Annotated in this window: 25 protein-coding genes; 8 read left to right on the forward strand and 17 right to left on the reverse strand. The window is 63.1% G+C overall.

Annotation, left to right across the window (positions count from 1 at the left end; all coding sequences use genetic code 11):
* Positions 1-95: 95 nt before the first annotated feature.
* The 8 genes from ACDK93_RS17645 to ACDK93_RS17680 form a co-directional block, all read right to left on the reverse strand.
* Positions 96-437, reverse strand: a complete 342-nt coding sequence (locus ACDK93_RS17645) for a DUF2845 domain-containing protein (RefSeq protein ID WP_458070326.1) — start codon at positions 435-437, stop codon at positions 96-98.
* An 80-nt stretch (positions 438-517) separates the two neighbouring features.
* Complete coding sequence (locus ACDK93_RS17650) at positions 518-808, reverse strand: DUF2845 domain-containing protein (protein ID WP_458070327.1); 291 nt, start codon at positions 806-808, stop codon at positions 518-520.
* Positions 809-1267: 459 nt separating this feature from the next.
* Entirely contained in the window at positions 1268-1705 is a 438-nt protein-coding gene (locus ACDK93_RS17655) for a PA2169 family four-helix-bundle protein (RefSeq protein WP_458070328.1), read from the reverse strand.
* 141 nt (positions 1706-1846) lie between these two features.
* Positions 1847-2599, reverse strand: a complete 753-nt coding sequence (locus ACDK93_RS17660; protein ID WP_458070329.1) for a DUF2884 family protein — start codon at positions 2597-2599, stop codon at positions 1847-1849.
* A gap of 114 nt (positions 2600-2713) precedes the next feature.
* Positions 2714-3601: an energy transducer TonB gene (locus tag ACDK93_RS17665; protein WP_458070330.1), complete on the reverse strand. Its 888-nt coding sequence runs from the start codon at positions 3599-3601 to the stop codon at positions 2714-2716.
* Positions 3602-3658: 57 nt separating this feature from the next.
* Entirely contained in the window at positions 3659-4219 is a 561-nt protein-coding gene (locus ACDK93_RS17670) for a hypothetical protein (protein WP_458070331.1), read from the reverse strand.
* Complete coding sequence (locus tag ACDK93_RS17675; protein ID WP_458070332.1) at positions 4219-4776, reverse strand: peroxiredoxin; 558 nt, start codon at positions 4774-4776, stop codon at positions 4219-4221. Before ACDK93_RS17675 ends, ACDK93_RS17670 begins: the two co-directional genes overlap by 1 nt.
* 114 nt (positions 4777-4890) lie before the next feature.
* Complete coding sequence (locus tag ACDK93_RS17680) at positions 4891-5349, reverse strand: hypothetical protein (protein ID WP_458070333.1); 459 nt, start codon at positions 5347-5349, stop codon at positions 4891-4893.
* A 330-nt stretch (positions 5350-5679) separates the two neighbouring features.
* Between ACDK93_RS17680 and ACDK93_RS17685 the strand changes: the two genes are divergently transcribed.
* Complete coding sequence (locus tag ACDK93_RS17685) at positions 5680-6096, forward strand: universal stress protein (protein ID WP_458070334.1); 417 nt, start codon at positions 5680-5682, stop codon at positions 6094-6096.
* A 209-nt stretch (positions 6097-6305) separates the two neighbouring features.
* Entirely contained in the window at positions 6306-7109 is an 804-nt protein-coding gene (locus ACDK93_RS17690) for a ferritin-like domain-containing protein (protein ID WP_458072521.1), read from the forward strand.
* A gap of 37 nt (positions 7110-7146) precedes the next feature.
* Here ACDK93_RS17690 and ACDK93_RS17695 read toward each other — a convergent pair whose 3' ends face one another.
* The 3 genes from ACDK93_RS17695 to ACDK93_RS17705 all read right to left on the reverse strand — a co-directional run bounded on the left by ACDK93_RS17695 (position 7147) and on the right by ACDK93_RS17705 (position 9427).
* Positions 7147-7593, reverse strand: coding sequence for a DUF6491 family protein (locus tag ACDK93_RS17695; RefSeq protein ID WP_458070335.1), 447 nt, complete (start codon positions 7591-7593; stop codon positions 7147-7149).
* A gap of 150 nt (positions 7594-7743) precedes the next feature.
* Positions 7744-8478: a hypothetical protein gene (locus ACDK93_RS17700; RefSeq protein WP_458070336.1), complete on the reverse strand. Its 735-nt coding sequence runs from the start codon at positions 8476-8478 to the stop codon at positions 7744-7746.
* Between the two features lie 70 nt (positions 8479-8548).
* A complete protein-coding gene (locus tag ACDK93_RS17705) occupies positions 8549-9427 on the reverse strand; it encodes a LytTR family DNA-binding domain-containing protein (protein ID WP_458070337.1) in 879 nt (292 codons plus the stop codon).
* Positions 9428-9581: 154 nt separating this feature from the next.
* On the opposite strand from ACDK93_RS17705, the gene ACDK93_RS17710 reads away from it, so the two are divergent.
* The 5 genes from ACDK93_RS17710 to ACDK93_RS17730 all read left to right on the forward strand — a co-directional run bounded on the left by ACDK93_RS17710 (position 9582) and on the right by ACDK93_RS17730 (position 14040).
* Positions 9582-10787 (forward strand): acyltransferase family protein, encoded by a 1206-nt coding sequence (locus ACDK93_RS17710; RefSeq protein ID WP_458070338.1) that lies wholly within the window; start codon positions 9582-9584, stop codon positions 10785-10787.
* 122 nt (positions 10788-10909) lie between these two features.
* Positions 10910-12163, forward strand: a complete 1254-nt coding sequence (locus ACDK93_RS17715; RefSeq protein WP_458070339.1) for an MFS transporter — start codon at positions 10910-10912, stop codon at positions 12161-12163.
* A gap of 81 nt (positions 12164-12244) precedes the next feature.
* Positions 12245-12889, forward strand: coding sequence for a hypothetical protein (locus tag ACDK93_RS17720; protein ID WP_458070340.1), 645 nt, complete (start codon positions 12245-12247; stop codon positions 12887-12889).
* Between the two features lie 43 nt (positions 12890-12932).
* A complete protein-coding gene (locus ACDK93_RS17725; protein WP_458070341.1) occupies positions 12933-13604 on the forward strand; it encodes a glutathione S-transferase family protein in 672 nt (223 codons plus the stop codon).
* Positions 13605-13698: 94 nt separating this feature from the next.
* Positions 13699-14040, forward strand: a complete 342-nt coding sequence (locus tag ACDK93_RS17730; RefSeq protein WP_179478006.1) for a hypothetical protein — start codon at positions 13699-13701, stop codon at positions 14038-14040.
* Positions 14041-14145: 105 nt separating this feature from the next.
* Here the strand turns inward: ACDK93_RS17730 and aceE are convergent, their stop codons facing one another.
* The 6 genes from aceE to ACDK93_RS17760 form a co-directional block, all read right to left on the reverse strand.
* A complete protein-coding gene (gene aceE / locus ACDK93_RS17735; RefSeq protein ID WP_458070342.1) occupies positions 14146-16839 on the reverse strand; it encodes a pyruvate dehydrogenase (acetyl-transferring), homodimeric type in 2694 nt (897 codons plus the stop codon).
* Positions 16840-17023: 184 nt separating this feature from the next.
* A complete protein-coding gene (locus tag ACDK93_RS17740) occupies positions 17024-17713 on the reverse strand; it encodes a class I SAM-dependent methyltransferase (RefSeq protein WP_458070343.1) in 690 nt (229 codons plus the stop codon).
* A 106-nt stretch (positions 17714-17819) separates the two neighbouring features.
* A complete protein-coding gene (locus ACDK93_RS17745) occupies positions 17820-20111 on the reverse strand; it encodes an NADP-dependent malic enzyme (RefSeq protein ID WP_458070344.1) in 2292 nt (763 codons plus the stop codon).
* A gap of 96 nt (positions 20112-20207) precedes the next feature.
* Positions 20208-21497, reverse strand: coding sequence for a flavohemoglobin expression-modulating QEGLA motif protein (locus tag ACDK93_RS17750; RefSeq protein ID WP_458070345.1), 1290 nt, complete (start codon positions 21495-21497; stop codon positions 20208-20210).
* Positions 21494-21970, reverse strand: coding sequence for a hypothetical protein (locus ACDK93_RS17755; protein ID WP_458070346.1), 477 nt, complete (start codon positions 21968-21970; stop codon positions 21494-21496). The genes ACDK93_RS17750 and ACDK93_RS17755 overlap by 4 nt, the downstream gene beginning before the upstream one ends.
* A gap of 89 nt (positions 21971-22059) precedes the next feature.
* A complete protein-coding gene (locus tag ACDK93_RS17760; RefSeq protein WP_458070347.1) occupies positions 22060-23025 on the reverse strand; it encodes a sugar-binding transcriptional regulator in 966 nt (321 codons plus the stop codon).
* A 430-nt stretch (positions 23026-23455) separates the two neighbouring features.
* On the opposite strand from ACDK93_RS17760, the gene ACDK93_RS17765 reads away from it, so the two are divergent.
* The gene (locus tag ACDK93_RS17765; RefSeq protein ID WP_458070348.1) at positions 23456-24592 is read left to right on the forward strand and encodes an MDR/zinc-dependent alcohol dehydrogenase-like family protein; all 1137 of its coding nucleotides are present in this window, start codon (positions 23456-23458) and stop codon (positions 24590-24592) included.
* The last annotated feature ends 43 nt before the right edge of the window (positions 24593-24635 follow it).

Here is a 24635-nt window from a genome sequence, read left to right on the forward strand (position 1 = left end):
TCACACTCCACGACTATTTCCCCGACTTGCTCGCGTTTATCGCACGGTGCGGCCGGATTCACCAGCGCATTCCAGCGCACGGCGTGGCAGCGCGGTCAGAGGCGGCGGTCTTCGATGTCGCTGACCCTGCCATCCACGATGGTCACTGTGGTGACGTGATCGTCGCGCCGGTATTGCCACTTTTCGCCGAGGCCTTCGTTGGACAGAACGCGTACGCCACCTCGGGTACGCCGGGTGCTGCGGGAGTGGGTGCTGCGCGAGCTGCGGCTGCGCGATTTGTGCGAAGGTTTACCAAGCAGCTCGGTCACGCGGACCTCGCTGTCGCCAACGGTAAGCACCTGGTTGCCGACGCGCAGCGTACTGACGGCGTGGCTGGCGGCGCTCACAGCCAGGGCCGCAGCGAATGAGCAAAACACGACGATACGATGAATACGCATGACATCTCCTTGTCTGCTTGAAATCCTGAGTTTGACGACGCCGCAGCGCCGCGCGGCGGCTCCAGCCGTACGACGCCAGCTTAGTAGGCCTGACTTTCCTCGATATTGGCGACCCTGCCACCGACGATCGTAATCGTCACGACTCGCCCGCTGTCGCGCCTGTATTGCCAGCGCTCGCCGACATACGTGCCGTACTCATTCTGCAGGGGCTCCTTGTAAACCGGACTGCCCAGCAGGTCGATGACGTGCGTGACGGGATCGCCGGACGTCAACACCTGTTGACCGACGCGCAGCGTATCGTTCGCATGAATGCCGAAGCTGATTGCCATGAGCGGTATCAACATGAGCGGTATCAAAAGCAGTCGACGCATGGCGCTTCTCCTTGAATCTAGTCAACTGACAATGCCTCTTGCATCGGATCGAGCGCGATCGTTTTACCCAAGCAGGGGCGCTGCCATGACCGCTCCGCAGCACCCGCTTTGGGCTGACCGACGAACATGCTCACGGCTGAGGCAAAGCATAGTCATATTTGGAAAAAAGTTGCACTCACGGAAACGCCGGGGCACAAACTGCAACCCCGCTCTCTTCGAACAGCTGCGCCAGCGCCCTGCTTTTTCATACAAACGCGTGGAGTACGGACCGTACCGCTAAAAACTGCCCGCCCGGATGAGGTAAGGCCGGCGGCCGGCCATTCAGCTGACTTGTCTCGTGCAGTTGAAGCGGTGATGGCGTACACCACCCATTGGCGCGAGCGGACTCTTTTTTCGGGATAATCAGATCTTTGTTTAAGAAAAGCCATCGCGTCTTTCTTTACAAACAACCACACCCAACTACAGCGCAGTGCCGGCAAGATTGTCCATGTCCAGGTGAATGTTGTTGAGCCGCGGGAGCTGTCTGCGCAGGGCGAGCGCGGACTCCGGCGGCAGCTGGGAGACCACGGTTTCAAACGCACGCAGCAAGCCGCTTTCCCCGTCCGACAACTCGCGAATCCAGGCGACGTCTCGGTGCGATGCGACCCGGTTCAGAGAGCCGGCGATATGGCGGCGCAGCGCACCACGCAAAGTACCCGCGCTACTGGGATTGCCGCCGCTGGCGCGAAGCTGCGTCTGCAGGTCGGTAATCATGGCATCCAGCGTCTGGGCGTTTTCATCGAGAATGACCTTGAGTCCCGGCTCGCACGACGAAGCCGCCCGCCGGTACAAGTTGAGCAGATCGATGCTGCGCTGAATCAAGGTGTTGTAGGTGCTCTGGGGCAACGTCGAGGACATGGCCACCTCCTGAGGATGGGCTGGTATTCCTGACGCCATGGTCTGCCTCGGCGACTTAGCACCAGATAAATCGCACGGAATCGATCGAAACCCGGTCAGCGTGGAGTCGGCTGCGCCTCCCGGACTTCCCCACAAACGCGATCACTGGGTGGTCTGCACCAGATCGAGCGGCTGACCGTTACTGCCACGCATGCCCTCCTGCAGCTCGCTCAGCGCCTCAATCGAAGGACACAAAGCCTGAATCTGCGGACGCAGCGCCTGCATGCGCCGCAGCAGGCGCGGCTGGATCTGCGTGGAAAGGCTGGCCGCCTGGTCACGCAGATCGGACGCTGCCTGGAGATCGCCGCTCAACACCGCGTCGATCGCCTGCTGGCCCATATCGCTGGCAATCAGCGGCATCAAGTCTGCGGCAATCTGGTTGGCGTACTGGCCGATGGCGTCACCATCCCAGTCATGTGTGCTGCGGCTGGCAGCGATGCGCCGCTTGAGGTCTCGGGCGTGGTCGTTCAGCCGCTGCTCGAGCTCGCTTCGCGTGGCCGCACTCAGATGCATGCCGGCAGCCTCGGCGCGGACCGCTTGCACCGCCATGTCCACGCCGTTCTGCGCGACCGCCCGCACACGTGGCGCCAATGCGCGCAGGTCGCGCTCGAACAGGGTCATGCGATCCCGATTCTCCGCATTGAGCTGAACCATGATTCCATCGGTGCGCAGCGAGCCACGCTGAATCTCGACCCGCAAGGGGGCCGGCGTAGCGCGATCGAAAACCACGCTGTCTGCGTTGAGGGTGACGTCGTAGCTGCTCGACGCGTGGCAGGTGGAGGCCAGGTCCTGCGCATAAACAGGACTAATCGCCAGCGCGAGCAAGAGCGCGGCGGTTGAACTCGGAACGTGCATTGGCGAAGTCCTTGTGAGAGCGCCATCAGCGATATTCTGCGAGCGGCGAACCCACGCTGAACGGGCGTGGCTGAAGGCTCGATCAGCTCAAAAGACAACGGTTGTCCGATACACCTAGCCGCCGTTGAGCTTCGTGATCAAATGCAGCCCACCAGACGAGAAAAAGCTGCCGCCCGCCGGGGTTGCATCCACGTTTTCCGTCAGTAGCTTGTCATCCGTTATTTTAGGCAGACTGTCTATCCAGGGTGCCGACTCAATCGGGCCTGGGACGTAAACATCCCATTCGCCATAACCGGGAGGACCATATCCGTTTCCCTCTATATTGAAGTCGACCGGCACACGTGCAAACCAATTGCCATCATCTGCGTGCTTGCCCGTCGTGGGTATGTTGAAAGTCCAATGTTTCAGCGCAGAAGTCGCCGCCAATGCAAGCTGGCTGCGGTACCTGTGCATGTCCATATCACTCGCCGCCAAACGCAGATTAACCTGTTGAGCCGTTGCGTCCTCAATGTTTCCTGCGCGATTGATTCGGAGCAGGACATAGACGGTTCCAGTCACATGCTCTGCCACCAGGTCCGGTGGGTAGGAGGGCTTGGGTGCATTCTTTTCACTGGGCACATCCGTCGGAGAACTTGCTCCAGGTTTAAGCATCTCCTGTCCGAAATCAGCTCCGGAAATGCTCACGGCATATTTGCCACCGGCAACCGGGCTGGCAATCACGCGCAAACTCATTGTTGATTTTGCAATAACTGGCTTGCCGTTCTCCACGACCGGCTCGAATTGCCAGCGCGGTATGCTTTTGGCTATCAGCTGAACAACAGCCGGCGGCAATTTGGACGATCGATCGATGTCATATCGGCCTACACTGCCATCTTGCGACACCTCTATGTGACCCGTAACCACCATGCTGCCAACTGCCCGCTTGCGCGCGGAAGCTGCGCCATCTGCCAGCGCAACTGCAGATAAAATCGTGCATAACAACAGCGCCGATAATCGCTTCATCCGTGTCCCCTCGGTCAGTTCGTAAAGGCTATCACCAGCTTCGCTTACGCTGCCAGCTCAACGGCGCGAGCGAAATTGCATGCGTACCAATGGCTGGCCAAGCTTCTTGGCCAGCCAAAGCAGCGCGATCAAACCCACCGCCTTGAACACCAGCGCCAGCTGATAGCCGCGCTGCAATCGCACCAGCATTTGCGCCGCGCCGGCAGTGCCCTGCTGCTGGGCCTGCGCCAGGATGGCGGCGCTGTTCGCGCCGAGCGCCTGCAGATCGCGCAACTGCAGATACCCGGTAATCAACAGCCAGACAGCCAGCAGCACCGCCGCCACGCGCATGCACGGCCTGGCCCAGGCCTGGCGCATGATGCAGCCGGCGCAGATCACGATGAGCACGAACGCCACCAGCAGATACGCCGCATCCCAGCCAAGCATGCCGTGAAGCGCATCGAGGTCGGCAGGCTGCAGCGAAGGATTGTCCCGCAGCTGGCCCCACACGTTCTGCATGTGCTTGATGTACTGCAGGGAGCCGAAAGCCGATACCAGCAACAATATCCACACCTCCACGCGCCACAGCATCGGACCGCGCGTACGCGTCGATACATCGGAAGAAACGGCGACCGGCATTACGGCGCCGCTTTGAGTGCGGTCAGATCGGTCAGCACCTGCCCGGAGTTCTTCTCCGGATCGACGTCCACATAAATCTTGGCGATACGGCCCTGCGGATCAATCAGAAACGTGGTGCGCTTGGCGTAATGAACGCCACCATCCGATGTCAGCACACCGTAGCTGGTTGCCACCGAACGATCCGAGTCGGCCAGCAGCGGAAAGGGCACGTGATATTTGGCCGCAAATTCCGCGTGCGACTTCACGTTGTCCAGGCTTACGCCGACCACGCTGGCACCGGCCTTGCGCAGCTTCGCGATGTCGTCACGGAAGGTGCACACCTCGGTGGTGCAGCCGCCGGTGAAGTCCTTGGGGTAGAAATACATCACCAGATAACGGCCGTGAAAATCCGCGGGCGTGACCCACTTGCCGTTCTGATCTTCGAGACGGAACGCCGGCGCCTTCTGTCCGACCTGCAGTCCCGCGGCGCTGTCGGCCGCAGCGGCGGATGACATGAGGCTTCCACCGGCAAGCGCCAAGCCGAGAATCAACACCAGCAAACGGGACAGACGAAACATGACGGAATCTCCAGATGAGAAAAATGGGCATAACTCGACGCGCGAGTGTACGCGCAGAAAAGCGAAGGGCGCCATGCGGCGCCCTTCGTCAAATCATCCAACGGCTGCCGAGAATTAGCGCGGCGAGATGGTGAACTTGCCGGCCGAGATACCCAGGTTCACACCCTCACCGGTACCGGCCAGAGCGAGCGACGTGGTGCCCTTGGTCAGCACCTGCGCGTTGGCGCTCTTGACCAGACCCGCGTCAGCACCAGCCTGCGCGTAGTCGCCGAACACGTCCTTGATGCCGTGGACCGTACTGATTTCGCCCGTGCCATTGTTGATCTTGTACTTGCCGGCGGTAAGACCGCCGCCAACGACGGCGATCTTGACGTTGGCGCGCTGACCGTTGTCGCAACGCACGGTACCGTTGCCTTCGGCGTGCTTGTAGATCAGGGACCAGCCGGCCAGGTTGAAGCGCAGATGGCACTTCACCGTGCCGGTATCGGCCTGGGCGTTCGAAGTGGGCAAAGCGGTCATGCCGCCGGCCAGAGCCAGCACCAGAGCGGCCGTTCCAAAAGTACGCTTGATCATCGTCGTCTCCTTAAGTGATTGCATGAGGGAAAAATGGAATGCCATGCCGATGCGGTTTCGAAGCCTTCACAAAAGTGAAGCCGCGTCAGGGAGGTCAAGATTGTTCAGGTGAGCGTGATGACGATGTGCACGCACCTGCGCCCGTTCAGATTCCTGACTGACCGCTGCAGACAGGGGCCGGCGACGGCGCCGGGCGTTGCGACGGCGCAGCATTTCCAACTGGCCCATTTCGCGGCAAAGTAATCCTGCGCGCCGGTTTTCTGGCATGGTCGCGTTTATTGGTTTTGCAGGTGTTTTTCCCATCTTCGCCCGCGGTGAAAAAGGAAACTTATGGTCAAGTACTCGCTGGTTGGCTACGACGGTTCCCAGGCATCGCGGCGGGCGCTGGATTTTGCGGTCGATCTGGCGCGTGCCGGGGGCGGACGCGTGCGCGTGGTTTCCGTGCTGCAGGTGGCCGAGGGCGGGGTCGACGCGTGCACGCTGATGATGGCCGACTCCGGCAGCCGCCGCGTGAAGGAGCTGCACGACGAGCTGGCGCAGATCGTGCCGGACGCTGCCGACCTGCTCGACATCGAACTGATCCACGGCAGCCCGGGCGACGTGCTGCTGGGCCAGATCGATCAACATGGTGTGGACCATATCGTGATCGGCCACACCGAGCGCGGCGCATTGGCGCGCTGGCTGATGGGCTCGGTGTCGGGCAACGTGCTGGCGCGGGCGCACGTGCCGGTCACCGTGGTGCGATAAGCGTCAAGGCTGGAACACGTTTGCTGCGCGTACTCGCCCTTTCAGCTGCGTGGTGCGCAGCACAGGTGGGCCTGCGTTAATCCGGTGCGGAAATCAGGCCGTATGCTGTCGCATCGACTTTCGAGAGCGCGCCGCCTGCATACCGCAGCAGTTGCCGCGGCAACGCTCACGCATCACTGACGGGAAACGGCACGTTGAGCTATCACCCCATGCCCTGGACTCTGGAGAGTCTCGATCTGGACAACATCCAGATCGCGCGCATACGCCATCACGAGGATCTATTTTTTCTGCTGTGCAGCTCGTCGTTCGTGGAAAGCGGCTCGGATCTTTACATGCAGAACCTGGTCGACCACTTTGCCGGCGATGAAGCATTGCAGACCTGGCTCAGCGAGCACTGGGAACACGAAGAACTGCAGCACGGCCGCGCGCTGGCCGCCTACGTGCGCAAGGTCTGGCCGGAATTCGACTGGGAGCAGGGCTTCACCGCGTTCTGGAACGACTACGCCGCCGTCTGCACGTCGGAGCAGCTGGAGCCCAATCGCGGGCTGGAGCTGGCGGCGCGCTGCGTGGTGGAAACCGGCACCGCCAGCCTGTATCGCGCGCTGCACGACATCACCGACGAGCCGGTGCTGAAGCAGCTGACCATCCATATAAAGAGCGACGAGGTGCGCCACTACAAGCACTTCTACCAGCACTTTCGCGCCTACCGCGAGCGCGAGGGTTTCGGCCGCTACAAGGTGTTCCGCGCGATCCTGCGCCGGGTCAACGAGATCAAGAGCGAGGACAGCGACATCGCCCTGCGCCACGTATTCAACCAGTGCTATCCGCAGCACATGGGCAACGAAAAGGAATTTCGCCGCATCAGCGACCGCGCGCAGGGATTGCTGCGCCGACACCTGCCGGCAGAGATGACGGTGAAGATGCTGCTCAAGCCGCTGGACCTGCCCGCCCGGCTGCTATCGGCGCTGGAAAAGCCGCTGGCTCGCCTCACCGAGAAGCTGTTTCTGCATTGAGCGTGTTTGTCAGCCAGCGACCGGCCTGCGAAAACGATCAGGCGCCAGAGGTCGCCGGTCGGGGATCGGCCTCGATCTTCCGCTGCGCCTGTTGCACGGCTTTCAGATGTGCCATGTCGATCGGCCGTATCTGCGAGATGACGCACGGAATGCGGGGAGACCGGGTGATGACCCGATCAAAGCGCACCTGGACCTGGCCCAGATTCGAGGTAAGCCCGATGCCGTTGGTCACCTGCAGATTGACGCAGGCCTCCAGGTCGAGCAGATAGGCTTCCTTGGGCTTGGTGTAGACCACCAGCTGGGTATCGCTCAACGGCTCCCAGGAATACAGCGGAGTGAAGAAGCGAAAGCTTTTTACCGGCGCGCCAGCGGCGGCCGTATAGGCGGCCAAACGGTCACTATTGCGTTTGGCGTAGGGCACGCTGGAGCACGCAGCGAGCAGCCCGGCAAGAACCGCTGCGGCCACAAGCGAAAGACTTTTCATGGCGAATCTCCCTTGTACGAGGTGATGTGCCCAACCGTCAGGGCGCCAGCGGCTGACCCGCTGACGGCATGCGTGCGGCATTAAAAACGTCACTACACCTTTCTAGTCCGCTCACGCCCAGCGGCGCCTGAGCCAGAGCCGACGTGGCCGCTATTTTTTCTTGCCCTTGCCCACGCTGGACCACTTCGACGGATCGAACCCGCCGACCTCGTAGACCAGCGCCTCTTTTTTCTCGCCGTCGACCAGGGTCACATTCATGGTGATCTTTTTCGCTTTCTGCAGCATGGCGATAAAGGCCTTGTCGTCGCGGATCATCAGCGCCGGTTCGCCGGTGGTAGGCGCAAACGCCTTGATGCCGACCGATTTGCCGTCGACCGTGGTGGGAATGGTGCAGTTGGCGCGACACACAAAACCGTGGCCTTCGCCGTAGAGAAAGGCGTTCTGGCCCCACTGCGTATGGCGGCGCAGCACCAGCCGCACGCGACCATCGCCGGAAGGCTGGCTGCTGTCGATGGTGGCCGTGGACTGCGTGCCCCCTTCCATCGGCGAAACCTGGTAAAGCCACAGCGCCGCGAGCCGGTTCTTTTCGCTGGAAGCCTTGTAGCGCGCCTCGATGTCCGGCAGGCTCTGCGCCACTTCGGCGGCGGCGGGGGTGTTCGGGTAGTGGTCGAGTATGTCGTGGCCCATCGACACCACCATCTCGTCGTTCTTGATGCGCAGCAGCTCGTGATACGTGTTGAGCTTGTCTGCCGCCTCGGCGCTCGCCGTCTGCTGCGGGTTGGGCGCGGCGGGCGCTGTCGACGAGCCGCCCTGCGGCGAGCAGGCCGCCAGCAGCCAGGTCGCGCCCAGCAGGGCGGGCAAGGATCGATAGTGAAACGGTTTCATCGGCAGGCGTCCATGAATGGCAGGCGCCTAGAGTGAAGCCAGCCGGGAGCTTGGCGCAACCGTGGCCGCTCTACGCCGTCGCGCCGGGCGTTTCGGCAAACCGGTCACGCAGCGCCGCACGATAGCGTCGGCTGCAGGGAATTTTCGCGCCGTCGCGCAGCTGCAGCCGCGCATCGCCGGTGTCCAGCGGCTCGATCTCGGCCAGGTAGTCCAGATTGACGAAATAGCTGCGGTGCACACGAACGAAACGCGACGGGTCGAGCCGGTTCTCGATCATTGCCATGGTGGTGCGCAAAGGATAGTCGCGTCCGCGCACGCGCAGGTTGACGTAGTTGCCCGAGGCCTGCAGCCATTCGATCTCGCGCGCGTTGATCAGAAATTCCTTGCCCAGCTTGCGCACCAGAAAACGTTCCGGTCGCTCGATCGGCTCCACCGGTGGGCCATCGTCCGGCGCCTCCAGCAGCCGCGCTTCGCCCTGCAGACGCAGCAGGGCCAGCCGATACAGCCAGACCGTGGCGATGATGCCGAAATAGCTGCGCACGTCCTTGAGGTATTCGTACCCGAAATTGCGCCACCAGGGGCCGAAATCGTAGTGCGAACCGGCATAGGCATAAGCGAGCTTGCGCAATGCGATCATGCCGCCGACGTGGATCAGGCTGAACAGCACACTGGCGGCCAGGTGCAGCGGCAGCGTCTGTCGCCACGTACTTACCCGCAGGGGCCAGCGCCGCTCCAGCGCGATCACTGCAGGGACCAGCGCCAGCGCCAGCAACGAGCTGCTGCATTCCCAGCACCAGGGCTGCCAGGGCGGCAGCGCGGGATGATCGATCTGCGCGGTCACCGAGTTGAACAGCATGCTCACAACATAAGACACCACCCACAAGCCAACCTCGAACGGTCGGCGCCAGCGCAGGTACTCGTGCAGGGAAAATCGATAGCGGGAATTCATGCCGGGCATTCTACGGAGTGGCTGACGACGCGCGCTCGCCCTCGTCCCCACCAGCCCACCGTTCGTCACTCAAACCCCGCCGACGGTCACTTTCGAGGAGGCAAAAGCCGGCAGGCGGACCATTCTGGTGACTCCTTGAACGCCGGACCCCGCCATGAATCGCCGCCACGATATCGATGCCCTGCGCGTTTTCGCGTTTGCACTGCTGATTTTTTACCACCTCGGCATGCTGTACGTGGCGCCGCTATCGGACTGGCGCGGCATGCCGCTGCACAGCGCCCACATGTCGCCATGGCTGCAGTACCCGATGCTGTTCGTGAACCGCTGGCGGATGGAGCTGCTGTTTCTGATCTCGGGGCTGGCCGTGCATTTCATGCGTGGCAGGGCCGGGCTGGCCCGACTTGCACAAAAACGCAGCCTGCGCCTGCTGGTTCCGCTGATCTTCGGCATGCTGGCGGTCATACCGATCCAGTCGTACGTGGCGGGGCTTACCGATCATGCGATCGCGCCCGGCTTCGGCGCTTTTCTCCTGCATTACTGGACGCACGGCTACAAGGACTACGGGCTGGACTGGGCGCACCTTTGGTACCTGCCCTACGTCTGGCTGTACACCATGCTGCTGTTGATCGTGTTGCCTGCGCTGGAGTCACGCATTGGCCGGCTGCTGCAAGCGCGGTGCCTGCGGCTGCGCGGCGCGAGCCTGCTGGTGCATCCGGTGCTGCCGCTGTTCGCCTATGGCGTGCTGCTGTCCTGGCGCTATCCGGAAACGCATGCGCTGGTGGGCGATTGGTATGCGCTGGCGCTTTACGCCACGATGTTTTTCTACGGCTACCTGCTCGGCACCGACGCGGCGCTGTGGGCCGAACTGGCTCGGCTGCGCAGGCACTCGCTGGCGACGGCGCTGGGCTGTTTCGCGCTCTATTTGTTCCTCGACAAATTCGCCGGCCAGTCCATTGATCAATACATTCATAACCACGCGGTGCTGGTCGTCACCAACCTGCTCCACGTCTGGCTGCACTACAGCTACACATGGATCGCGATCACCGCCGTGCTGGGCTGGGGACACGCGTATCTCAATCGCCCCTTCCGCTGGTTGCCGTATGCGCGCGAGGCGGTGTATCCCTGGTACATCCTGCATCAAAGTCTGCTGCTGTTTTTTGCCTGGCAGGTGATGCCGCTGCAGCTGGGACCCGTGGCCGAACCGCTGCTGATTCTGCTGGGCACGGTGGCCGGCTGCGCCCTGCTGCACGAGTGCCTGATCCGACGCATACGCTGGCTCAGACCGCTGTTCGGACTCAATCCGCTGCCGGCACGCGAGCTGCCCGACGTCACCGCCATGCTGCCTGCCCGCATGAAATAGGGCTTGGACGCGGTGACTGCTTTTTGCGCGGACGTTAGGCGTCGATTTCGCCACTGACGATTTGCCGCGCTATGTCAGCCAAGGCCATGGCACGATACTGTCCGAATTGATCAGGACATTCGATGCCAGCTCACCCTCTACGTTCGGATTCGCTCTTTCACCACCGCGCCTTCGTCGCTTTCTGGTTTGCGCGGATCGCCTCCAGCTTTGGCTTTCAGATGCTGTCGGTGGCGGTGGGCTGGCAGATCTATTCGATTACCGGCCGCGCGTTCGACCTTGGCTTGATCGGCCTGGTGCAGTTCATCCCCTCGGTGCTGCTGGCGCTGCCGGCCGGGCATGTGGCCGATCAGTTCGACCGTCGCCGTATCGTGCTCATCGGCCAGATCGTGGAATGGGTGGCGATTGCCGCGCTGGCGGCGCTGACGCTGTCGCACAACATCCACGAGATCGGCATTCTCGCGCTGGTGCTGGTAATCGGCGTGGCCAAGGCGTTCGAGTTTCCGGCGCTGCAGTCGATGCTGCCGGCGCTGGTGCCGCCGGCGATCTTGGCGCGCGCGATGGCGATCAACAGCTCGGCCGGCCAGGCGGCGATGATCATGGGACCGGCGCTGGGCGGCTTTCTGTACGTTGCCGGCCCGGGCGTGGTCTATGTGGTGTCAGCCGTTCTCTATCTGGTCGCCGCCACCATGATGAGCCGGCTGCGCTACGAGCAGGCGCCGCCGCGGCGCGAACCGGCCACGCTGAAAACGCTGTTCGCCGGCGTGCACTTCATCCGCGCGCGCAAGGACGTGTTGGGCGTGATTTCGCTGGACCTGTTCGCCGTGCTGCTGGGCGGCGCCACGGCGCTGCTGCCGATTTTCGCCAAGGATATTCTGCATACCGGTCCGTGGGGTCTTGGCCTGCTGCGCGCATCGCCCGCGGTCGGCGCGCTGCTGATGTCGCTGTGGCTGGCGAAGCACACCATGGAGCGCCGCGTCGGCGCGACCATGTTCGCCTGCGTGGCCGGCTTCGGCGTGGCGACACTGGTATTCGCGCTGTCGCAAACACTGTGGCTGTCGATGGCGGCGCTGTTTGCGCTGGGCGCGTTCGACATGGTGAGCATGGTGATACGCGGCGCGCTGGTGCAGCTTGATACGCCCGATGACATGCGCGGTCGCGTCAGTGCGGTAAACGCGATTTTCATCAACACCTCTAACCAGCTCGGCGAATTCGAATCCGGCATGCTGGCGGCATGGATGGGCGCCGTGCACGCCACGGTACTCGGCGGCGTCGGCACGCTGGTGGTAGTCGGCCTGTGGATGGTGATGTTTCCCACCCTGCGTCGGCGCCAGCGCCTGCAGAATGAGACGATCGAAGGCGCTACCGATACGCTGTAAGTGCCGGCAGGCCGGGCCGAACGGATTGTCAGCGGCGCATGGAATCGTCATGCTCCGCTCACGCCCAGTAGAGACTCGATGATGTCTGTACCGCCACCCATTCCGGTCAAACGCTCGATGCTGGTCACGGTGGTGGCCTGGATTTTCATCGGGCTGTCGGCGGTCATTACGCTGGCGCTGCTGCTGGAAAGCCTGCTGCTGCCGAGGCTGATTCTGCCAATGCTGTATCAGCAGCTGGCCAGTGCGCCGGCTTCTGTGCACTTGTCGCCCGCCGCGCAATTTCTTTTCGACCACGCCGTCGGACTCTGCCGCGGCATGCTGCTTGTCGCCATGCTTCACCTGATCGCGGCTGTCAGCCTGCTCTGGCGCAAGGACTGGGGCCGACGGCTCATGCTGGTGATGCTGGGCTTCGATCTGCTCTACCAGTTCGCCATAGCCGCCCTGCAATGGTGGGTGGTGGGGCCGATGCAGCACGCCATGCTGCAGATGCAGTTCGGTCCGGGGTCGCAGATGCTGGGGTCCGCTCATCTCTCACCGCAGATGCAGGCCGCACAGGCGGCGCAACTGGCGCAGATGTTGCCGATCGTGGACAGCATGATGGCCGTGACGCGCGTGCTCGGCGTCATCGCCGCGGCGGTCTTCATCATCGTGCTCGGCTGGCTCATTATGCGTCTGTCCAGCCAGTCGATCCGGAGCGAGTTCACCGCGCGGCCCGCCTTGCCCTGATTCACTGCGTCACGCCCCATCATCTCCATTTTCAGGAATAACCATGATCGTTCTTCACCACCTCAACAACTCGCGCTCGCAGCGCATCCTTTGGCTGCTGGAAGAACTTGGCGTGCCGTACGAGGTGAAGCGCTACCAGCGCGATGCGAAAACGATGCTGGCGCCGCCGGAGCTGCGGACGATTCATCCGCTGGGCAAGTCACCAGTGATCACCGACGGTGACGTCACCCTGGCCGAATCCGGTGCCATCATCGAATACCTCGCCGAAAAATATGGAGACGCTCGTCTGCTGCCGCCGGCCGGCACGCCGAACCGACTGCGCTGCACCTACTGGCTGCATTACGCCGAAGGCTCGGCGATGCCGCCGCTGCTGCTGAAGCTGGTATTTCATCGTGTGGAAACCACGCCGGTGCCGTTTTTCGTAAAACCCATCGCCAAGGGCATCGCGCGCAAGGTGCAGGACAGTTTCGTCGATCCACAGCTGAAGCTGCATCTGAAATATCTGGAGGGCGAACTGGGCAAGAGCGCGTGGTTTGCCGGCGACGCGTTCAGTGCCGCCGACATCCAGATGAGCTTTCCGCTGGAAGCCTTTGCCGCGCGCGGCGGTCTCGATGCGCAAAGCACGCCACGACTGTGGGCGTTCCTTCAGCGCATCCACGCCATGCCGGCCTATCAGCGCGCGCTGGAACGCGGCGGTGAATACCGCCTGGGCTGAAGGCTGAACGAGAGGTAGCGGCGACGTTCGCCGTCTACGTCGTGCTCACGATTCGCTGGGCATCCTTTTTGTCCACACTTGGAGGAGAGCAATGATGGGTAACCGAGATATTGAACGTCAGATTCGCGCCGCCGGTGAGCGCGCTGGCGACCGCGTGCGCGGCTACGCCGACGATGCAGCCAGTGGCGCGCAGAATCTTTTCGAGCGCGGACGCAGCGTGACCGAGCGTGCGGTCGAGCGTTTTAGCAAGAAGGGCGACAGCTACAGCCGCCGCCTGACCAACGCCGCGGAAGATTTTGCCGACGAGGCCAACTACCACTACCGTCGTCTGCGTCGTCAGGTAAACCGCCATCCGGGCGCCACCGTCGCGATCGTGGCCGGAACGATTGGCGCCTTCATCCTGCTGCGCCGCGCGTTCCGCAGCGACGAGGATTGATCAGCGGCACGGCATTCCGGCCGCGTTATTAGCGCCGGAATGGACGCCAAAAAAAAACCGCCGTCATGGCGGTTTTTTTTGCTCGTTCGAAGCCCTCCGCAGCGGTCAAACGGTCTGCGGATTGGGCTTGTCCTGATCGAGCTTGTACTCCTTGATCGCGCGGCTGACGTCCTTGGCGTTGACCTTGCCATCTTTGGCCAGTGCCGCCAGCGCCGCGTGTGCGATCCAGTACCGATCGACCTCGAAGAAGCTGCGCAGATTGGCGCGCGTATCCGAACGGCCATAGCCATCCGTGCCGAGCACCGTGTAGCGCATGCCGTCCGGCATGAAGGCGCGCACCTGATCGGCGAACTCGCGCACGTAGTCGGTCGCGGCGATGGCCGGACCCTGGCGACCTTCCAACAGGCCGGTGATGTACGGCACGCGCTGCGTCGCTTCCGGGTGCAGGCGGTTCCAGCGCTCGGCGTCGAAACCGTCGCGGCGCACTTCGATAAAGCTGGGCACGGACCAGATATCGGACTTCACGCCGAAGTCCTTCTCCAGCAACTCGGCCGCCGCAATCACCTCGCGCAGGATCGTGCCCGAGCCGAGCAGCTGCACGCGCGGCTCGCCCTTCTTCGGCTTGCCGCCGTCCTTGAACAGGTACATGCCCTTGATGATGCCTTCCTCGCTGCCTTCGGGCAGGTCGGGATGGCTGTAGTTCTCGTTCATCACGGTGATGTAGTAATAGATGTCTTCCTGCTCCTGCATCATCCGGCGCGTGCCGTCCTGCAGGATCACCGCGACCTCGTACGAGAACGTGGGGTCGTACGACTTCACATTGGGGATCGCGCCGGACATCAGGTGCGAGTGGCCGTCCTCATGCTGCAGGCCCTCGCCGTTGAGCGTGGTGCGGCCGGCGGTGCCGCCGATCAGGAAGCCGCGTGAGCGCATGTCGCCCGCCGCCCAGCACAGGTCGCCGATGCGCTGGAAGCCGAACATCGAGTAGTAGATGAAGAACGGCAGCATCGGCTGATCGCTGATCGAATAGCTGGTGGCCGCGGCCATCCACGACGCCATGCCGCCGGCCTCGCTGATGCCCTGTTGCAGCACCTGGCCTTTCTGGTCTTCGCGGTAATACAGCAGCTGATCGGAATCCTGCGGGCGATACTTCTGGCCGAACGGCGCGTAGATGCCGATCTGCCGAAACATGCCTTCCATGCCGAACGTGCGCGCCTCGTCGGCGACGATCGGCACCACGCGCTGACCGAGCTGCTTGTCGCGCAGCAGCAGGTTGATGCCCCGGACCAGGGCCATGGTGGTGGAAATTTCGCGCTCGCCGGTGCCCTTGGTGATCTGCTCGAAGGCGGCCAGCTCGGGCGTCTTCAGCTTCACCTCGGTCTTGCGCCGACGCTGCGGCAGCGAGCCGCCGAGCGCCTTGCGGCGCTCGAGCATGTACTGCACTTCCGGCGAGTCCTTGCCCGGGTGGTAGTACGGCACGTCCTTGAGCTGCTCGTCGGTGATCGGAATCTGGAAGCGGTCGCGGAAGTGGCGCACCGCCTCTTCGTCCAGCTTCTTCTGCTGATGGGTCGGGTTCTGCGATTCGCCGGCCGCGCCCATGCCGTAACCCTTGACCGTCTTGGCCAGAATGACAGTGGGCATGCCCTTGGTGTTGGACGCCGCGTGGTACGCCGCGTACACCTTGTGCGGATCGTGGCCACCGCGATTCAAGCGCCAGATGTCGTCATCGCTGAGGCTGGCGACCATCTCGCGCGTTTCGGGATACTTGTTGAAGAAATGCTCGCGCGTATACGCGCCGCCGAACGCCTTGCAGGCCTGGTATTCGCCGTCGACGGTTTCCATCATCAGCTTGCGCAGCACGCCCTTGCTGTCGCGCGCAAGAAGCGGATCCCAGTAGCTGCCCCACACCAGCTTGATCGCATTCCAGCCGGCGCCGCGGAACACGCCTTCCAGCTCCTGGATGATCTTGCCGTTGCCGCGCACCGGGCCGTCGAGGCGCTGCAGGTTGCAGTTGATGACGAAGATCAGATTGTCCAGACCCTCGCGGCCGGCCAGCGAAATGGCGCCGAGCGACTCCGGCTCGTCGGTCTCGCCGTCACCGAGGAAGCACCAGATTTTGCGGTCGCTTGGGGGCACCAGGCCGCGGTGCTCGAGGTACTTGAAGAACTGCGCCTGATAGATCGCCTGGATCGGACCCAGACCCATCGACACCGTCGGCACCTGCCAGTAATCCGGCATCAGCCACGGATGCGGATACGACGACAGCGCGCGACCCTTGCCGGCCACTTCCATGCGGAACAGATCCAGCTGGTCTTCGGCAAGGCGGCCTTCGAGGAAGGAGCGCGCGTAGATGCCGGGGCTGGAGTGACCCTGATGGAACACCAGATCGCCCGGATGGTCGGCCGACGGCGCACGCCAGAAATGATTGAAGCCCACGTCATACAGCGTGGCGCTGGAGGCGAAGCTGGCGATATGGCCGCCCAGTTCGCCCGGCTTGCGGTTGGCGCGCACCACCATCGCCATCGCGTTCCAGCGAATCAGCGTGCGGATGCGCCATTCCATCGCGGCATCGCCGCTCATCTTCGCCTCGTGACCGGGCGCGATGGTGTTGACGTATTCAGTGGTCGGATCGAACGGCAGATAGCCGCCCGAACGGCGCGTGTTGTCGACCATGCGCTCGAGCAGAAAGTGCGCGCGCTCGGTGCCGTCGTGCTGAATCACGGCGTCGAGCGAATCCATCCACTCGCGGGTTTCGGTGGGGTCGATATCCTGGTTGAGGATGTCGTCGAGCTGATCCATGGGGGGATTCTCCGCGGCGCTATTGCGGCGCCAGACCTGATGGGGATGTCCGCCGTGGGGATCGGCGGTACCAATCTCCAATTCTAGCCGTTGGTGGGCAAGGCCGCCAATTTGAAATCCATGCGCTTAAGCATGGTTAGCCCGATGCATCCGGCTGCCCACAGACTTGTCGCACTGACGAAAATTACCGCTGGAGAATCGCCACACTTTGCCCGAGCGCTCCTGGCGCACCCCAGGGCGCGCCCGTGCTGTCAACAAATCGCACGCGCTGATAGCCGATCTTTTCGGCCCACAGAGTGATCTGCGGCCGCTCGATGTACTGGTTCAGATGCGGCAAGGTCGCCGTGCGCTGAACCTTTACGGTGGCTTCGAACTGCGACCAGTGGGTCTCCTCGGCGAACTCCAGAAAAGAAAATACGACCGAGCCGCCGGGTCGAACGACACGGTGTAGTTCTTCGAGGTAGATATAGCTTTCGTGATGCAGCAGATGGGTAAAGACGCTGAACGCCGTGGCCATGTCGAACGACGCATCCGGTAGCGGAACGCTGAGCGACCGGTTAAGGATGAAACGATAGTTTTCCGGCGACTTCTTCTTGGCGTATTTGAGCAACGCCCTCACCACGTCGATGCCGCAATACTCGATGGCCATGTGCTGACCCAACGCCGAGGCCAACCGGCCGCTGCCGCAGCCCAGGTCAACCAGTGACTGCCCGTCATGCAGCCCGACGTAGGCGACGATGCCGGCCTCAATGTCACCCATCTGCTCGTAGGTACCGCCTCCGACGGCGCGACTCATCGCCTCATGCATGGGGTACTTCCACATCAGGCGCCTGACCAGACGCTCGTAATCTTCGATGAAGTGGAACTTCGCCATGCCGATACCCGATGTGAATGGTCTGGATGCAGCGTTTCTGGATGAACGCCTCGAAAGCGGCTGTGCTATGCGCAGCCAAACCCTCGACAGCCCCTGACGCCGCCGGTTACTCGGCCGGGCGATTCGTCGCGCGAATTTGCGCCTCGACGCAGGCCACCGCGCTCATGTTGACGATGCGGCGCACGGTCGACTGCGGCATCAGGATGTGCGCAGGCTTGGCCACGCCCATCAGAATCGGGCCGATCACCACGCCGTCGCTGAGCATGCGCGTCATGTTGTAGGCGATATTGGCCGCGTCGAGGTTCGGGAACACGAAGACGTTGGCCTTGCCCTCCAGCCGCGAGTTCGGAAACAGCTTGTCGCGGAGCTCGGGCGTCAGCGCCACATCGGCCTGCATCTCGCCTTCCACTTCGAGGCGAGGCGCCTTGGCGCGAATCAGCTCCAGCGCCTTGCGCATCTTGGTGGCGCCGCAGCTGTCGCGGCTGCCGAAATTGCCGGCCGAGAGCAGCGCGATCTTCGGCGTGATGCCGAACAGCTTCAGGCGGATCGCGGCCTGCAGCGTGGCCTCGGCGATCTGCTCGGGCGTGGGGTCGTCCTGCACGTGGGTGTCGAGATAGAAGAACGCGCCCTTCTCGGTCGACACCGCCGCCATCGCTGATGGTCCGCTGACACCCTCGTCCAGTCCGATGATTTCCTGGATATAGGTCAGCTTGCTCTGGTACTGGCCGATCAGGCCGCAGATCATGCCGTCTGCTTCGCCGCGCTCGACCATCAGCGCCGCAATGATCGTCGGCCGCGTGCGCACCAGCGCCTTGGCCATCGACGGCGTCACGCCGCGGCGCTCCATGAGGCGGTGGTAGTGCTGCCAGTAATCGTCGAAACGTGGATCGCTGTGGATGTTGCACAGCTCGATATCCACGCCGACTTTCAGGCGCAAGCCGGCGCGCTTGATGCGCTTTTCGATCACCTCCGGACGGCCAATCAGAATGGGCCTGGCCACGCCTTCGTCGACCACCACCTGCACCGCGCGCAGCACGGTTTCCTCCTCGCCCTCGGCATACACCAGACGCTGCGGCGCGGCCTTGGCGCGCTCGAAAACCGGCTTCATCAGCAGACCGGTGCGGAACACGAAGCCGGTCAGGTGATCGCTGTAGGCGACAAAGTCGGTCATCGGACGCGTGGCCACGCCCGAGTCCATCGCCGCCCGCGCCACCGCCGGCGGCAACTGCAGCAGCAGGCGCGGATCGAACGGCTGCGGAATGAGATATTCCGGCCCGAAGCTTGGCGGCTTGCCGCCGTAGGCGCGTGCGCTGACGTCCGACGACTCGCGCCGCGCCAGCGCGGCGATCGCCTTGACGCAGGCGATCTTCATCGCCTCGTTGATCACCGTGGCGCCCACATCCAGCGCGCCGCGGAACAGGTACGGGAAACACAGCGCGTTGTTGACCTGGTTCGGATAATCCGAGCGGCCGGTCGCCATGATGCAGTCCGGCCGCACGGCCTTGGCTTCCTCCGGGGTGATCTCCGGATTGGGGTTGGCCAGCGCGAAGATGATCGGCTGCGAGGCCATTGTCGCCAGCATCTCAGGCTTCAGAATGCCGCCGGCCGAAAGGCCGAGAAACACGTCCGCACCCTCCACGATTTCAGCCAGCGTGCGGAACTTGGTATCGCGCGCGTAGCGCTGCTTGTCCGGATCCAGATCAGTTCGCTCGCTGTGCAGCACGCCGTCGCGATCGAACGCCAGAATGTTCTCCGGCTTGGCGCCCAGCGCTACCAGCATGTCGACGCAGGAAATGCCCGCCGCGCCCATGCCGGTCGTCGCGATGCGGATATCTTCAATACGCTTGCCGACCACCACCAGCGCATTGGTCAGCGCCGCGCCGACGATGATCGAGGTGCCGTGCTGATCGTCGTGGAATACCGGAATCTTCATGCGCTCGCGCAGCTTGCGCTCGACGATGAAGCACTCCGGCGCCTTGATGTCCTCCAGGTTGATGCCGCCGAAGGTCGGCTCCAGCGAGGCGATGATGTCGACCAGCTTGTCCGGATCGGACTCGTCGATCTCGATATCGAATACGTCGATACCGGCGAACTTCTGGAACAGTACGCCCTTGCCCTCCATCACCGGCTTGGCCGCCAGTGGCCCGATATTGCCCAGGCCAAGCACGGCCGTGCCGTTGGTGATGACCGCGACCAGATTGGCGCGTGCCGTGTACTCGGCCGCCGTGCTGGGGTCTTCGACGATCGCATCGCAGGCTGCCGCTACGCCAGGCGAATACGCCAGCGACAGATCGCGCTGGGTCAGCAGCGGCGTGGTCGGCGTGACCTTGATCTTGCCGGGGCGCGGCAGGCGGTGATACTCGAGGGCGGCAAGACGCAGTTCTTCGGGGAGGGACATCGGCGGCGTTTATTTGAGTTGGGGAGGGGCGGCACCCGCCGCAGCGGATGGCTTTTCATGGTATCACCGCGGCGGCGGGTGCCGCCGCTGCCGCCGTCAAACGCTCAGCGACAGCTCGTCACCCTGCACGCGGTTCATGTGGATGCCGTTGACGAACACCGAGAACGCCAGCTTGCCGGCCAGCCCATGCACGTGCTGCATCCACGGCGGCAGCCAGTGCGGCGGCAGGATCGCGCCGGATTCGAAATATGGCTGCAGCGCCACCACGTCGTGCAGCGCCAGCTTGCCGGCGAACAGGCAGCGCAGTAGATCCATCCGCCGCTCCTTCAGCGCCCAGCGGAAAAACGTGTGCACCGTGAGCAGGCCGGCCAGATAGACGTTGTCCTTGGCGAAGGCCGAACCGCCGGTCAGCGGCACGCCGCGGAACACGCGCTGGGCCGAGTGAAAGCTGTCGGCCGGGCTCTGCCCGCAATCGCTGAAATAGCGGTAGACCTCGACGAAATCCGCCCCCTTGAGCGCCATGTCGATCGCCAGGATGCGCAGGCTGATGCGCTTGAGCCGGGTAATGTCGATGGCGCCGGACATCAGCTCGGCAAACACCGCCAGACCTTCCTGCGTGGCCGTGACCCGCGGCGAGGTACGCGCCAGCGAGGTCAGCAGCGGCTGGCGGCGCCCGTTCAACGCGGTCAGCGAATGCACGAAGGCCTCGTGCGCCAGCAGCTGATGGTGGTCGTATTCGGTGAAATGCGTTTCGCCGCGCAGGCGGATGCGCGTGGCGCCAGCAGCGGCCTTCGCGGTCAGCTCGGGATCGACCTCCACGCGGATCGTGCCGGCGCCGAAAAAGTCGTCCAGCGTCTTGCTCAGCTCGTCGCGCAACGCTTCGGAACTGATGTCGGTATGTACACCGTCGGACAGCAGGTCGGCACCCAGTTCGTCGGACAGCTCGACGAAGTAGCGGGCCGCGTCCAGATTGCTGCGCTTGCTGCCCGGCAGCGTGTCGTTCGGACGTCCATATAGAATGATCGACGGTGCCGTGACACCAGCGGTGCCCACGGCCTCCAGCATCTCGGCGGCGATGCGCCACGACTCCGCGGTACGGCGCAGGTAATCGCCCAGCGGATCGATATCGGCAGGATCGAGGCCGCCGGCATCGGCCTCGATTGACGCCAGCTCCGCCCGTGAAGCCGAGAGATCGGGACGCCTGTAACCCACCTCCGGCAGTGCGAACTGGCCCCTGGCATAAGCGGCGATCATGCGGTTTTCCAGCGACGCCGACCACGCCACCGTCGGCAGAATGGTGATGCCGCGCGCGGCGGCGAGCAGGCGCTTGTCCAGCTCGGCGTAGCGCTGCAGTTCGGGCTTGACGGCGGCTATCGGATGGCTCATCGGCGCGCCTGCCGCAGGGCATCGATGCGGCCGATCAAATCCGTGGCGATCGGATCGGGCTTGAACGCCGCACCGAACCCGCGCGGGCTGGCAGGGATGAAGGTGATGGTGCGACCGAAGCGCGAATCGCTTCGCAGCATCAACGTTACGCGCCTTGGATTGATCATGATGGTGGCATTGACGTTAATCACATCCGCTAACGCAATGCGCGTCTGCTGACCGCGGTCCTTGATCACCAGCTGATCGCCATCCAGCCAGACCTCGTCGACCAGATCGAAAATCAGCTTGCGATGGATCGCCAAGCCGACCACAAAAATGACGACCGGCGGCAACAGCGGCAGCCAGCCTGCGGGTGCCCGACCGTGCATCGACGCATTCCACAGCGCAAACCCCGAGATGGCGGGAACCAGCAACCACACCACGGGAAACACCCGCTTGTAGAACACGGTGAAGGTGGAGGACAGCCGGCGCATGGCGCGATCCGCAAAGGCGATACGTTGATATTATGCGTCATGCCGTGACCATGGCGTCCGGCAACGCTTCTGTGTGAGCCTGCGGGCGGCTAGGCGCGCGGCGTTTCGGTCGCCTGGGCCAGACTCAGTACGGTCTGCGCGATCGACTGCGTCGTGGCCAGGGTGTTGATCGCGCCGGTGCGCAGCGCACCGAGAATGCCGGTAACCTTGGTCGGTTCGCTGGCGATCGCAATCACGTTGGGAATGCGCCGCAGGTCTTCCAGGGTCAGGCCGATGACGCGCCCGGCCAGCGGCGTATTGGCCAGGCGCCCGTGGATGTCGATGAAGTCGTAACCCATGATGTCGCCGACCGCGCCGAGCTCGCGCACGGCCTTGATTTCATCGGTGGTGAACCAGCCCATGCGGACCATGTTGCTGTCCTCGAGGATGTCGCCCACGCCGACCAGGGCGATATCTGCCCGCTGGGCCTTGTTGAGCGACTGGCGCACGGTGTCGTTTTCCAGCAGGTCGCTGCGGGAGCGCTCGTCGCTGACCATGGCCGGCGCGTACAGCGTCACGCTGGCGCCGCCGAAACGCAGGGCCAGGTGGCGGCAGATGTGGTCCGCATTCATGGCCTCGCCGCCGCGATAGGAGCCGCCGATGGCGCACACGAACGAGCAGTTGCGCTGCCGGGCCGAGACCGCATGCTTGGACACCGCGCTCACGTTGCGGCCCATACCCACCGCGACGATGCTGCTGTCGCTCAGGGTGTGATCGAGATAGCCCGCGACCAGACCGGCGAGCAGGTCGCGCTGGCTGTCCAGGTCCTTGTGATCCACCGAGATGATCGCCCGCTGGATACCGAAGCGTTCGATCAACGCGTTCTCCAGCGCCTGCGTCTGCTCCGGTGGATGCCGTAAACGCACGCGTATTTCGACCACGCCCTCCTTGACCGCCCGTTTGAGCAGGCGCCCCACCATTACCCGCGACATGGAGAACTTTGTCGCCAGGTCCTCCTGCGTCATGCCGTCGACGTAGTAAAGCTTGGCCAGCTGGGTCAGTTGTTCGGGAGACATGGTTCTGCCGTTCCATTCGCTGAGGCGGTGACGCTCGCGCCGGGACGCGAGCGCGCGACAAGTTTGCACATCTGTTCAGTATAAGATCATTTGTTCATCACGCGCACTCTGCCATTACTCCGTGATCAAGGCATCGCACTTTATAGCGATGGTCGCTGATTACCTCATGCACAACGCCGGCTAGCGAGAAATGTTGCTTAGCACCAATTACTTAGCGGCAAAATTAATAATCAGGAAAGCGAAATTCTGTCGTTGACACTCAAAATGGACTGCGCCTACTATCCGAGTCCCGAGTATCAAATGATACTCTCATGATCAATAGAACAATAACCGTGCGCCAGCCGGGCCGGCTGCTTTCCCCGCCCCTCCCCAGTGGGCAGCGCCTTCCAAGAACAAGCCCTCAAGCACACCGATCCAGGAGAAAGTCGTCATGTCCAGCGTGATTGATCATCCGCAAAGCGCCAGCGGCCCCGTCGATCCGGCGGCGGCCATCCCCAAGACCATGAAGGCGGTGGTCTGCTACGCACCCAACGATTACCGACTGGAAGAAGTACCGGTACCGGTGCCGGGCCCGGACGAGATCCTCACCAAGGTCGAGCTGTGCGGCATCTGCATGGGCGACGTCAAGACTTACCGCGGCGCGCCATCGTTCTGGGGCGACGCCGAGCAGCCGCGTTACGTGAAGCCGCCGATGATTCCCGGTCACGAATTCGTCTGCCGCGTTGTCGGCCTCGGGCCTGGCGCCGAAAGCCGCGGCGTGGCGGTGGGCGATCGCGTGATTTCCGAACAGATCGTGCCGTGCTGGGGCTGCCGCTTCTGCACCCACGGCCAGTACTGGATGTGCCAGAAGCACGACCTGTACGGCTTCCAGAACAACGTGCAGGGCGCGATGGCCGAGTACATGATCTTCACCAAGGAAGGCATCGTGCACAAAGTGCCCGACAGCATTCCGCCGGAAGAAGCGATCCTGATCGAGCCGCTGGCCTGCTCGCTGCACGCGGCCGACCGCGCCAATGTCGGCCTGGACGACATCGTCGTGGTGGCCGGCGCCGGCACGCTGGGCCTGGGCATCATCGGCGCGGTGCGCCTGCGCAACCCGAAGAAGCTGATCGTGCTGGATCTGAAACCCGAGCGCGCGGAGCTGGCGCTGCGCATGGGCGCCGACGAAGTGTGGAATCCGGCGCAGGAAAACGTGCTGGAAAAGATCAAGGCGATCACCGACGGCTACGGCTGCGACATCTATATCGAGGCCACCGGGCATCACAAGGCGGTCAACCAGGGCCTGGCGATGCTGCGCAAGCTCGGCCGCTTTGTGGAATTCAGCGTGTTCAACGACGAAGCCACGGTCGACTGGTCGATCATCGGCGACCGCAAGGAGCTGGACGTGCTCGGCTCGCATCTGGGTCCGTACATGTACCCGCGCGCCATCGATTTCATCGGCTCGCGCAAGATCGACGTGCGCGGCATCGTCACCCATACCTACCCGCTGGCGCAGTTTGCCGAAGCGCTGGCCGTGATGGAGCGCGGAGACAAGTCGCTCAAAGTGGTTCTCGATCCCAATGCATGAATCGGCCCGGCGGTCGGGCGAATGCGGGGCAACCTCCCGTTCG

This window comes from Rhodanobacter sp. BL-MT-08 (genome assembly GCF_054161255.1).

What these genes read in the sequence shown, in the direction of transcription:
- ACDK93_RS17645 (WP_458070326.1), bottom strand. Translation starts at nt 437, where the DNA reads ATGCGTATTCATCGTATCGTCGTGTTTTGCTCATTCGCTGCGGCCCTG.
- ACDK93_RS17650 (WP_458070327.1), bottom strand. Translation starts at nt 808, where the DNA reads ATGCGTCGACTGCTTTTGATACCGCTCATGTTGATACCGCTCATGGCA.
- ACDK93_RS17655 (WP_458070328.1), bottom strand. Translation starts at nt 1,705, where the DNA reads ATGTCCTCGACGTTGCCCCAGAGCACCTACAACACCTTGATTCAGCGC.
- ACDK93_RS17660 (WP_458070329.1), bottom strand. Translation starts at nt 2,599, where the DNA reads ATGCACGTTCCGAGTTCAACCGCCGCGCTCTTGCTCGCGCTGGCGATT.
- ACDK93_RS17665 (WP_458070330.1), bottom strand. Translation starts at nt 3,601, where the DNA reads ATGAAGCGATTATCGGCGCTGTTGTTATGCACGATTTTATCTGCAGTT.
- ACDK93_RS17670 (WP_458070331.1), bottom strand. Translation starts at nt 4,219, where the DNA reads ATGCCGGTCGCCGTTTCTTCCGATGTATCGACGCGTACGCGCGGTCCG.
- ACDK93_RS17675 (WP_458070332.1), bottom strand. Translation starts at nt 4,776, where the DNA reads ATGTTTCGTCTGTCCCGTTTGCTGGTGTTGATTCTCGGCTTGGCGCTT.
- ACDK93_RS17680 (WP_458070333.1), bottom strand. Translation starts at nt 5,349, where the DNA reads ATGATCAAGCGTACTTTTGGAACGGCCGCTCTGGTGCTGGCTCTGGCC.
- ACDK93_RS17685 (WP_458070334.1), top strand. Translation starts at nt 5,680, where the DNA reads ATGGTCAAGTACTCGCTGGTTGGCTACGACGGTTCCCAGGCATCGCGG.
- ACDK93_RS17690 (WP_458072521.1), top strand. Translation starts at nt 6,306, where the DNA reads ATGCCCTGGACTCTGGAGAGTCTCGATCTGGACAACATCCAGATCGCG.
- ACDK93_RS17695 (WP_458070335.1), bottom strand. Translation starts at nt 7,593, where the DNA reads ATGAAAAGTCTTTCGCTTGTGGCCGCAGCGGTTCTTGCCGGGCTGCTC.
- ACDK93_RS17700 (WP_458070336.1), bottom strand. Translation starts at nt 8,478, where the DNA reads ATGAAACCGTTTCACTATCGATCCTTGCCCGCCCTGCTGGGCGCGACC.
- ACDK93_RS17705 (WP_458070337.1), bottom strand. Translation starts at nt 9,427, where the DNA reads ATGAATTCCCGCTATCGATTTTCCCTGCACGAGTACCTGCGCTGGCGC.
- ACDK93_RS17710 (WP_458070338.1), top strand. Translation starts at nt 9,582, where the DNA reads ATGAATCGCCGCCACGATATCGATGCCCTGCGCGTTTTCGCGTTTGCA.
- ACDK93_RS17715 (WP_458070339.1), top strand. Translation starts at nt 10,910, where the DNA reads ATGCCAGCTCACCCTCTACGTTCGGATTCGCTCTTTCACCACCGCGCC.
- ACDK93_RS17720 (WP_458070340.1), top strand. Translation starts at nt 12,245, where the DNA reads ATGTCTGTACCGCCACCCATTCCGGTCAAACGCTCGATGCTGGTCACG.
- ACDK93_RS17725 (WP_458070341.1), top strand. Translation starts at nt 12,933, where the DNA reads ATGATCGTTCTTCACCACCTCAACAACTCGCGCTCGCAGCGCATCCTT.
- ACDK93_RS17730 (WP_179478006.1), top strand. Translation starts at nt 13,699, where the DNA reads ATGGGTAACCGAGATATTGAACGTCAGATTCGCGCCGCCGGTGAGCGC.
- aceE (WP_458070342.1), bottom strand. Translation starts at nt 16,839, where the DNA reads ATGGATCAGCTCGACGACATCCTCAACCAGGATATCGACCCCACCGAA.
- ACDK93_RS17740 (WP_458070343.1), bottom strand. Translation starts at nt 17,713, where the DNA reads ATGGCGAAGTTCCACTTCATCGAAGATTACGAGCGTCTGGTCAGGCGC.
- ACDK93_RS17745 (WP_458070344.1), bottom strand. Translation starts at nt 20,111, where the DNA reads ATGTCCCTCCCCGAAGAACTGCGTCTTGCCGCCCTCGAGTATCACCGC.
- ACDK93_RS17750 (WP_458070345.1), bottom strand. Translation starts at nt 21,497, where the DNA reads ATGAGCCATCCGATAGCCGCCGTCAAGCCCGAACTGCAGCGCTACGCC.
- ACDK93_RS17755 (WP_458070346.1), bottom strand. Translation starts at nt 21,970, where the DNA reads ATGCGCCGGCTGTCCTCCACCTTCACCGTGTTCTACAAGCGGGTGTTT.
- ACDK93_RS17760 (WP_458070347.1), bottom strand. Translation starts at nt 23,025, where the DNA reads ATGTCTCCCGAACAACTGACCCAGCTGGCCAAGCTTTACTACGTCGAC.
- ACDK93_RS17765 (WP_458070348.1), top strand. Translation starts at nt 23,456, where the DNA reads ATGTCCAGCGTGATTGATCATCCGCAAAGCGCCAGCGGCCCCGTCGAT.